The sequence below is a fragment of the Phenylobacterium sp. genome (assembly GCF_044372605.1).
In the GTDB taxonomy this organism is placed as follows: Bacteria; Pseudomonadota; Alphaproteobacteria; order Caulobacterales; family Caulobacteraceae; genus Phenylobacterium.
In genome coordinates, this window is record NZ_JBILRO010000166.1 from 1 (window position 1) to 7,673 (window position 7,673).

The window sequence follows — 7,673 nt, forward strand, 5'->3', positions numbered from 1 at the left end:
GGGATCGCGCGGGCCAGCCTGACGGAATTCATGAAGATCGCCGCCGAGAAGAAGCGCGGCGGGTCGTCGTCGCCGCTGGCCGAGAAGTCCTATGTGCAGATGGAGGTGGCCCGGGCCGAGGCGCGGCTGCGGTCCGCCCGCGCGTTCTTCTACGGCGCCATCGACGCCGGCTGGGAGGCCGCCAATGCCGGGGGACCGGTGGCGCTCAGCCACAGCCGCGACATGCGTCTGGCCACCTGGCACGCCATGCAGGAATCCGCTGCGGTGGTGGACATGATGTACAATCTGGCCGGTGGCAGCTCGATCTATGACATCTCGCCGCTGCAGCGGCAGTTCCGCGACGTACATGTGGCCACGCAGCATTTCATGGTCTCGCCGATGATCGCGGAGACGGCGGGGCGCCTTTACCTGGGCCTGCCCACGATGACAGCGGGGTTCTGACGATGATCGCCTATTCGACGATCGGCGTGGACGACATGGCGCGGGCCATTCGCTTTTACGACGCCGCCTTCGCGGCGCTGGGGGCTGTGCGGGACACCACCAGCGAGACCTGGACGGGCTATTCGCGGGCGGGCGACCGGGCGAGGTTTTTCCTGACCCGGCCGTTTGATCGCGCCGCGGCGTCGGGCGGCAACGGGGCGATGCTGGCGTTTCTGGGCGAGGACCGCGCGGCCATCGACCGTTTCCATGCCGCGGCGCTGGCAAATGGCGGAACCTGCGAGGGGCCGCCCGGGGTGCGCGAGGGGATGAACCCGGTGTTCTACGCCGCCTATGTACGCGACTGCGACGGGAACAAGCTGTGTGCATTCGTGCGGAAGTGACGGATTACGGCTCGAAGCGGGGCCGCCTTGCGAGGATTGGCGAGGCGGAGTCTATGGGTCCCGGTCTTTCGCTGGCGCGAAAACCGGGATGACACACGGGGGGCGGGGCTAGGTCCGCAAATCCGGGTGTAGGGGCGGGAGCGCCATCATCTGTACGTAGAGATCGTCCCAGTTGGGGTTGTCTTCCTCGATCAGGCGGATCTTCCAGTCGCGTCGCCAGCGCTTGAGCTGTTTCTCAAAACGGATCGCCTCGGTGACCTCGCCGAAGCCCTGGTGGAATACCAGCCGGTCGACGCCATACCGCTTGGTGAACCCTGGCGTTTCCCCGGCCTTGTGATGGGCGATGCGGCGCTCCAGCGAGTTGGTGACGCCGACATAGAGCGTGCCGTGTTTGCGGCTGGCCAGGATGTAGACCCAGTAGGTCTGATCGCCATTCATCGAAAACTCCTCGGTGTCATCCCGGTTTTGGCAGAGCCAAAGACCGGGATGACACACGGGGGGCGGGGCGAAGGGGTTGCTTCACCTTCGGGCTGGCAGCCGCCGCGATGTTGGGTCAGTCTGTTGCCCCACGAAATGATCAGGACCTTCCCATGAGCGAGCGTTTCACCCCCGAGGATGTGGAAATCTGGCGTCGCGACGGCGTGCGGCCGCTTGTCGGGTTTTTCACGCCCGACGAAGTGGCGGCGGTCAGGGCGGATTTTGTCACGGTGTTCGGCCGCCAGGCCGGCGCCCAGGCGGGGCTGGAAAAGAAGCTGGAGGGCCAGCTGGGCCGCTTCAACGCCGCCCAGTTCAAGGACTTTGACGCCATCCCGTTTGACTGCTCACCGGCGCTGAACCTGATCGGCGTGCATCCGGACCTGATCGCCTTCGCCCGGGCGGCGCTGAAGACCGACCAAGTGCATCTCTACCAGTGCCAGGCCTGGGCCAAGTTCACTGGCGACGCCGACTATGATCAGCCGTTCCACTGCGACTTCGGCAATCACACCCTGACCGTGCCGTCTGAAGCAGACCACCTGAATTCGGTGACGATCCTCTGCTACTTCACAGACGTCTCCGACGCGCACGGAGCGATGAACTATGTGACGCGACCGGATAGCGCCAGGGTGGCGGGACCCGAGGGGACACTCGACTTCACGCCGGAGCATCAGGCGACGTTGCAGGACGGTCTGAAGGCGATGGCCCGCTCCAGCGCGGCGCCGGCCGGCTCCATCGTGCCCTACGGCATCGACATCTATCATCGGGGCACCAACATGACGGCGCCGGGCGGGGTCCGGTATGCGGTGATGGTGTGCTTCAAGGCAGCGGGGAACGACGCCGTCGGCTATCACGCGTGGCCGTTTCATCAGACCAAGCCCTGGCGCAACATCTTCGACCACGCGACGCCGGAGCAACTGGCCTGTTTCGGTGTGCAGCCGCCCGGTCATCCGTTCTGGACGGAGGAAACCCTACGCCGCGCCCAGGTGCGTTATCCCGGCTGGGACCTCTCGCCCTATCGCGCCGCCCTGGCCGGAGGGACGCCTGCGCCATGACCAGGGATCTCGGGACCTATCAGGCGCTGGGTCTGCATGAGACCCGCAGCCGCGATGTGAACGGCCACCGATCGAGCGACTTCGCGAACTATCTCCAGCATGCCGGCGAGCATCTATGTGGGGCGTTGTCGTCTGCTCCGGGACACGCCACCACCCCGCGATTGGGACGGCGTCTGGAACCTGACCGAGAAATAGGCGCTGACGTTTCGTTGCGTCACCCCGGATTCACATGACGTGCGGTTCCCCGGGCTGTAGGTCGATACGGTACGGGCAGGCGCTTCCTGTCGCGCGCGTCGAAGGGTCCCATGAGCGAACCACCCCCGCCAAGCGATACAACGGCCCCAGAGCCGATTTCCGTGACGATCCGCGGGCGACTGCAACGCGCCCGTAAACGGTTCAACGCCAACGACAATATCGCCGCCTTTGTCGAGCCCGGGGAAATGGACGCCCTGCTTGCCGAGGTGGCGGGCAAGTTCCAGGGCGTGCTGGAAAGCCTGGTGATCGACACCGAGGGGGACCACAACACCCAGGACACCGCGCGCCGGGTGGCCAAGATGTACCTCACGGAGGTGTTTCGCGGCCGCTACGCTGAAGCGCCGCCGGTTACGGAGTTCCCCAACGCAGAGTCGCTCAACGAGTTGATGATTGTGGGTCCGATCACGGTGCGCAGCGCCTGCAGCCACCACTTCTGCCCGATCATGGGGCGCCTTTGGATCGGTCTTATGCCCAATGAGCACTCCAACCTGATCGGTCTTTCAAAGTACTCGCGCCTGGCCGATTGGGTGATGTCGCGCCCCCAGATTCAGGAGGAAGCCATCACCCAGATGGCCGAACTGCTGATGGACAAGGTGCGGCCTGATGGTCTCGCCATCGTCATGGAGGCCGACCACTTCTGCATGCACTGGCGTGGGGTAAAGGACAGCGAGACCAAGATGATCAACAGCGTGATGAGAGGCTCCTTCCTCAAGGACACGCACTTGAGAAGCGAGTTCCTGTCCCTCCTGCAACAACGGAAGTGAGCCGCAGATGCTTGTGCGCTGTCTCTATGCAAGTCGTCCGTCGAAGGCCCTCGTGGCGTCGTCCTGCGATGATATTCTGGCCCAGTCGCGGAAGAACAATCCCGACCTGGGGGTGACCGGACTGTTGTGCGTGTCCGACGATCTGTTCATCCAGGTGCTGGAGGGCGGCAGGGATGAAGTGTGCGACCTCTACAACACCATCGTGCGGGATCCTCGCCACGAGCAGGTCCGGCTGCTGATCTATGAGGAAATCGGCGAGCGCCGGTTCGGCAACTGGACGATGGGCCAGGTGACCATCTCCCGGATCAATCCGTCCCTTCTGCTGAAGTACTTCAAGAGGGTGGAGCTGAATCCCTTCGACTGCTCCGGCAAAGCCACCCTGTCGCTACTGGCCGAACTGGTCGACACCGCCGCGATCCTGAACCGCAGCGAATAGATCAGGCCTGGATCAGGCGGACGCGGGTTCCGCAAAGAACAACACCACCGTCCGAGCCGAGGCAGTTGCGGGCCCGCGCCCGGTCGCGGACCGCTTCGGGATCGCGCACCGCAACATCAAACACGCCCAGACCCTCGCCCCTGCCGTCCGTCGCCGCGACGAAACGCAGTTCACCGCCGTCAAGCGCAATTCGCCAACCCGCTGCAAAAGGCTCTGCCGTGAGCCCGAGCACGGCGGCCCAGCGTCGGGCCATGCCTTCCGGGTCGTCTCCCTGCAATTCGCCGCCCACTACGGCCGCCGAGACATCCGTACGCACGTTTTGGCGCCAGTTCGGACCGCCCCACTCCCAGTTCTCCCGGGGAAACATCTGATCCACCGACAGGATTGCGCCGCCGATATCCTTGGGGTGAATGTGGCTCATGGACACCTTGTCCCTGACATCTACCTGTTCGATCACCCGTGCGCCGGCCGCGTGGATGTGGGCGCGGGCCACTGTAATGTCGTCTACTTGCAGGATCACCATATAGCCGCCGTCGCCGCCGCGCTTTTCCAGCAGGCGACCGGCCGTCGTGCCCGGCTGCAGGGGCGTGACCACTTCCAGAAAGGTGTCGCCCACCGGCCAGACCGCATTGGTCAGCCCGAACTTGCCTACGCCCGGATCGGCATAGGCGTCGCCCAACCCCAGAACGTCCACGATATCAGCCGTCGCGGCGGCGAGGTCCTGCCCGACCAAGGCGATCTGTCTGAGGCGCATGATGGTATCCTTCTTGTATCGCCCGCTCAGGCGTGCAGCGCCTTTTCCAGCGCCAGCGCCAATGAAACGCAGGCCACGCCGGTGACGGCTGTTGATAGTATGGGATAGCGCGACGGCGTGTCCGGCGTCTGATGGTCGAACAGCCACTGGATCAGGAAGGCCGCGATGAACCCTCCCAGGATCCAGCTGTCGGGGGCATGGCCGCGCGCCAGTAAAATGACCCAGGCCGCCAAGGCCGCAAGGGCGGAAAACCCCTGGCGCTGCCAGCGGGGATCCGGCTCCCGGGTTTCAAGTCCCCAGCGCACGCCGCCCAGGAACGACATGGCGCCGGCGGACCAGGTCATCAGGATATTCAGGGAGGTAGCGGCCCGCTCTGGCGGCCCGTAGCTGAACATCAACGCTGCGGCCACAAATGGCGACAGGCACAGCGCGGCGATCGCCCAAAGGGCCAGAGGCGGCGATTCCGATCTGGAGGCGGGTTTCACGCTATCCACGGGCCATCAATCTCTCCGGAAGGCCACAGAGGCCGCCCAACCGGCAACCAAGGCAAACGCCATGGAAACCAACCCGTATGACCATGGCCTCACATGCGCCCAGACGTAAAGGGCCCGCTCGATACCGACCTTCTCCACCGTCAGCGTCCTCGCGCGTTGCGCAACGGGTTTTCCGTTCTGAAACAACAGAATGTCGGCCCGATAGACCCCGGTCGGCGCCCCGGCCGGCAGCGCGATCTCGGCGCGGAACAGACCCCGATCAACGAACCGCACACCCCGTCCATCCTCGTTGTAAAGCCCCGCCGCCTGCTTGAGCCGAACCACCGCCCGCCGCCATACGTAGTAGTCGGCGCCCAGCCGCGAGACGACGACGTCGCGGACCCCGTAGCGGGTTTCGATCCTCTGTTCCTCGGGCGCATTGATGGTGAGATGGTCGATGCCGGCCCCAAGCCTTCGCAAGGTCCCGAAGGTCGCGATCTCATCCAGCGGACGATTGGAGGCTGCGCGATAGAAGCCCGGAGCACCACGAAACACCACAGGGCGGCTATTGAGCCATAGGCCGAAAACCCTGTCGCGGCGCGTGATCCGCACCGGCTGCTCGGGACCGCGGACCAGCACAACCACATCGCTGGGGGTCGCAGAGGGGTCGAATACTGCGCCATACAGAATGATCCTCGCGCCGTTGAAGTCCGACGAAACCTTCACCGTGGTATCGGTGAGAGCCGCAGAGATCACTGGGGCAGCTTGTGCGGGTGAGAGCACCGCAAGTGCAGTGACCATGGCCAACGGAACGACGGCGCGCGTCATCCTGCCATCCCCGTCATGAGTACAAAAGGCTCCTCTGGCGTCAGGAACAGGCCCAATCCCATCCGCAGTCCGACCAGCAGAACGATAAGGGCGAGGATGGCGCGCAGTTCTTCAGCCCGGAACCTGGATGACGCGCGCGCGCCCAACTGGGCGCCGATCACGCCCCCGACCAGCAGCAAGGTCGCCAGCACCACATCGACCGTCTGGTTCCGACCAGCCTGCAACACGCCGGTGAGGGCGGTCGTGATGATGATCTGGAACAGGCTGGTGCCCACCACCATGCCGGCCGGCATCCGCAGGATGTAGATCATCGCCGGAACCAGGATGAACCCGCCTCCAACGCCCATGATGGCGGACAGGACGCCCACGAACAGGCCAAGCGCGAGCGGCGGAATAATGCTGATGAAGAGACGGGACCTGGGAAAGCGCACCTTCAGGGGCAAGCCATAGAGCCAGATCGGCCGGCGATCCCGGTGTGGCGGATTCGGCTGCCCCCGGTGGCGACGCAGAATCTGACCCAGGGATTCCCAGAGCATCAGCCCGCCGATGACGCCCAGAAACACCAGATAGGCCAGGGCGACGATCAACTCGGCCTGTCCAAGCAACCGAAGCAAACGGAAGATTTCCACCCCGGCGATGGCGCCGACCACCCCACCGGTCGCCAGAACGCCGCCCATGCGCCAGTCCACGGCACGGCGGCGACTGTATGCCATCACGCTCGACATGGACGACCCAGCCACGTGCAACGCCATACTGGACACCGCCACTGGCGCGGGAATGCCGAAGAACACCAACAGCGGTGTCATCAGGAAGCCGCCGCCAATTCCGAACAAGCCGGAGATGAAGCCCACAAGCGCCCCGAGCGCGACGATCAGCGGCGCGTTGACCGCGATCTCGGCAATGGGGAGATAGATATCCACCTCTCGCGCCTACGCCCCGAACGGGCTTTGGATCAGCCCCTGGTCAAGGCGGATCACTGCGCAAGCGTGGGCCGGGCTCCGACGCCCTGCCCGTCCAGAGACGTCTGGTACGCGGACAGGGCCGTCCGGTAGGCGGGATTGGACAGGCCGTCTGCCGGCCCATCGTAGTAGCCCAGCCTCGCCAGGATCAGCTGGGTCTGACGGACATTCTGTGAGACGCCGGGTCCCGTCGCCGGGGTGTAGGGTCGCGCCTGACCGGCAGGCGTCCCGGCTGGGCGGGGCTTGGACGGTCGGTCCAGGCTCGCCAGCGCACGGCCGGCCTCGGTATCGCCCTGGCCGGCGGCCTCGGCGAACCAGTAGCGGGCCTTGGTCAGGTCCTTCTGCAGGCCCGATCCGCTCTGGTAGAGGAGCGCCAGATTGTACTGGCTCTCCACAACGCCGCCCTCGGCAGCCTTGCGGAACCACTGGGCTGCGCTGGAGAGGTCCTGCGGGCCGCCCTCTCCCCTGAAAAAGAAGACACCCAGATTGTGCATCGCCTGGATGTCACCGTTGGCGGCGGCGAGCGCGACCAGGCGGCGGGCTTCAACCGGGTCACGGGCCAATCCCGCCTGCCCCAGATCATAGAGTTGAGCCAGATAGAGCTGGGCCTGCGGGTAGTCTGCGTCGGCAAGCGCCTTGAGGCGGGCGACCGCACCGGGCGCGCCGGTCTCAACGTCGCGCCGAACCTGTTCGTACACGGGTGCCGATACCGGTTGCGCCGGGGCCGAGAGCGCCACCGCGGCCCGGGGATTGTGTCCGAACGACGAAACCTCGGCGTCGCGCGCGCCGCCGGCCGGACCCTGCATCAGCGTCAAACCGGCAGCGCCCACACTGAGAAAGGCTGCGCCTCCGGC

At 65.3% G+C, this 7,673-nt stretch carries 12 protein-coding genes; 6 read left to right on the top strand and 6 right to left on the bottom strand.

Features of this window, described 5'->3' with window-relative positions:
- Together ACIQ42_RS13025 and ACIQ42_RS13030 are read left to right on the top strand one after the other, a co-directional pair.
- The coding region (locus ACIQ42_RS13025) for an acyl-CoA dehydrogenase family protein (RefSeq protein ID WP_397422635.1) at positions 1-441 on the top strand (441 nt) is incomplete at its 5' end.
- A 2-nt stretch (positions 442-443) separates the two neighbouring features.
- Entirely contained in the window at positions 444-821 is a 378-nt protein-coding gene (locus tag ACIQ42_RS13030) for a VOC family protein (RefSeq protein ID WP_397422637.1), read from the top strand.
- Positions 822-929: 108 nt separating this feature from the next.
- Here the strand turns inward: ACIQ42_RS13030 and ACIQ42_RS13035 are convergent, their stop codons facing one another.
- Positions 930-1,259 (bottom strand): GIY-YIG nuclease family protein, encoded by a 330-nt coding sequence (locus ACIQ42_RS13035; protein WP_397422638.1) that lies wholly within the window; start codon positions 1,257-1,259, stop codon positions 930-932.
- A gap of 152 nt (positions 1,260-1,411) precedes the next feature.
- Between ACIQ42_RS13035 and ACIQ42_RS13040 the strand changes: the two genes are divergently transcribed.
- The 4 genes from ACIQ42_RS13040 to ACIQ42_RS13055 all read left to right on the top strand — a co-directional run bounded on the left by ACIQ42_RS13040 (position 1,412) and on the right by ACIQ42_RS13055 (position 3,805).
- On the top strand, positions 1,412-2,350 hold the full coding sequence (locus tag ACIQ42_RS13040) for a phytanoyl-CoA dioxygenase family protein (RefSeq protein WP_397422639.1): 939 nt from the start codon (positions 1,412-1,414) through the stop codon (positions 2,348-2,350).
- Positions 2,347-2,583: a hypothetical protein gene (locus ACIQ42_RS13045; RefSeq protein WP_397422640.1), complete on the top strand. Its 237-nt coding sequence runs from the start codon at positions 2,347-2,349 to the stop codon at positions 2,581-2,583. The genes ACIQ42_RS13040 and ACIQ42_RS13045 overlap by 4 nt, the downstream gene beginning before the upstream one ends.
- Positions 2,584-2,655: 72 nt before the next feature.
- A complete protein-coding gene (folE, locus tag ACIQ42_RS13050; protein WP_397422641.1) occupies positions 2,656-3,369 on the top strand; it encodes a GTP cyclohydrolase I in 714 nt (237 codons plus the stop codon).
- 7 nt (positions 3,370-3,376) lie between these two features.
- The gene (locus tag ACIQ42_RS13055; RefSeq protein WP_397422643.1) at positions 3,377-3,805 is read left to right on the top strand and encodes a BLUF domain-containing protein; all 429 of its coding nucleotides are present in this window, start codon (positions 3,377-3,379) and stop codon (positions 3,803-3,805) included.
- Between the two features lies 1 nt (position 3,806).
- Here ACIQ42_RS13055 and ACIQ42_RS13060 read toward each other — a convergent pair whose 3' ends face one another.
- The 5 genes from ACIQ42_RS13060 to ACIQ42_RS13080 form a co-directional block, all read right to left on the bottom strand.
- Positions 3,807-4,559 carry a hypothetical protein gene (locus ACIQ42_RS13060; protein ID WP_397422644.1) on the bottom strand — a complete coding sequence of 251 codons (753 nt, stop codon included), beginning with the start codon at positions 4,557-4,559 and terminating at the stop codon, positions 3,807-3,809.
- Positions 4,560-4,585: 26 nt separating this feature from the next.
- The gene (locus ACIQ42_RS13065) at positions 4,586-5,053 is read right to left on the bottom strand and encodes a DUF3429 domain-containing protein (RefSeq protein WP_397422645.1); all 468 of its coding nucleotides are present in this window, start codon (positions 5,051-5,053) and stop codon (positions 4,586-4,588) included.
- Between the two features lie 6 nt (positions 5,054-5,059).
- Positions 5,060-5,860, bottom strand: coding sequence for a TIGR02186 family protein (locus ACIQ42_RS13070; protein WP_397422646.1), 801 nt, complete (start codon positions 5,858-5,860; stop codon positions 5,060-5,062).
- Positions 5,857-6,780: a sulfite exporter TauE/SafE family protein gene (locus tag ACIQ42_RS13075; protein WP_397422648.1), complete on the bottom strand. Its 924-nt coding sequence runs from the start codon at positions 6,778-6,780 to the stop codon at positions 5,857-5,859. The genes ACIQ42_RS13070 and ACIQ42_RS13075 overlap by 4 nt, the downstream gene beginning before the upstream one ends.
- 53 nt (positions 6,781-6,833) lie before the next feature.
- Positions 6,834-7,673: SEL1-like repeat protein (locus ACIQ42_RS13080; protein WP_397422649.1), on the bottom strand; the 840-nt coding region annotated here is incomplete at its 5' end.

Coding starts and splice junctions, on each gene's coding strand:
- ACIQ42_RS13030 (WP_397422637.1), top strand. CDS start 444: ATGATCGCCTATTCGACGATCGGCGTGGACGACATGGCGCGGGCCATT.
- ACIQ42_RS13035 (WP_397422638.1), bottom strand. CDS start 1,259: ATGAATGGCGATCAGACCTACTGGGTCTACATCCTGGCCAGCCGCAAA.
- ACIQ42_RS13040 (WP_397422639.1), top strand. CDS start 1,412: ATGAGCGAGCGTTTCACCCCCGAGGATGTGGAAATCTGGCGTCGCGAC.
- ACIQ42_RS13045 (WP_397422640.1), top strand. CDS start 2,347: ATGACCAGGGATCTCGGGACCTATCAGGCGCTGGGTCTGCATGAGACC.
- folE (WP_397422641.1), top strand. CDS start 2,656: ATGAGCGAACCACCCCCGCCAAGCGATACAACGGCCCCAGAGCCGATT.
- ACIQ42_RS13055 (WP_397422643.1), top strand. CDS start 3,377: ATGCTTGTGCGCTGTCTCTATGCAAGTCGTCCGTCGAAGGCCCTCGTG.
- ACIQ42_RS13060 (WP_397422644.1), bottom strand. CDS start 4,559: ATGCGCCTCAGACAGATCGCCTTGGTCGGGCAGGACCTCGCCGCCGCG.
- ACIQ42_RS13070 (WP_397422646.1), bottom strand. CDS start 5,860: ATGACGCGCGCCGTCGTTCCGTTGGCCATGGTCACTGCACTTGCGGTG.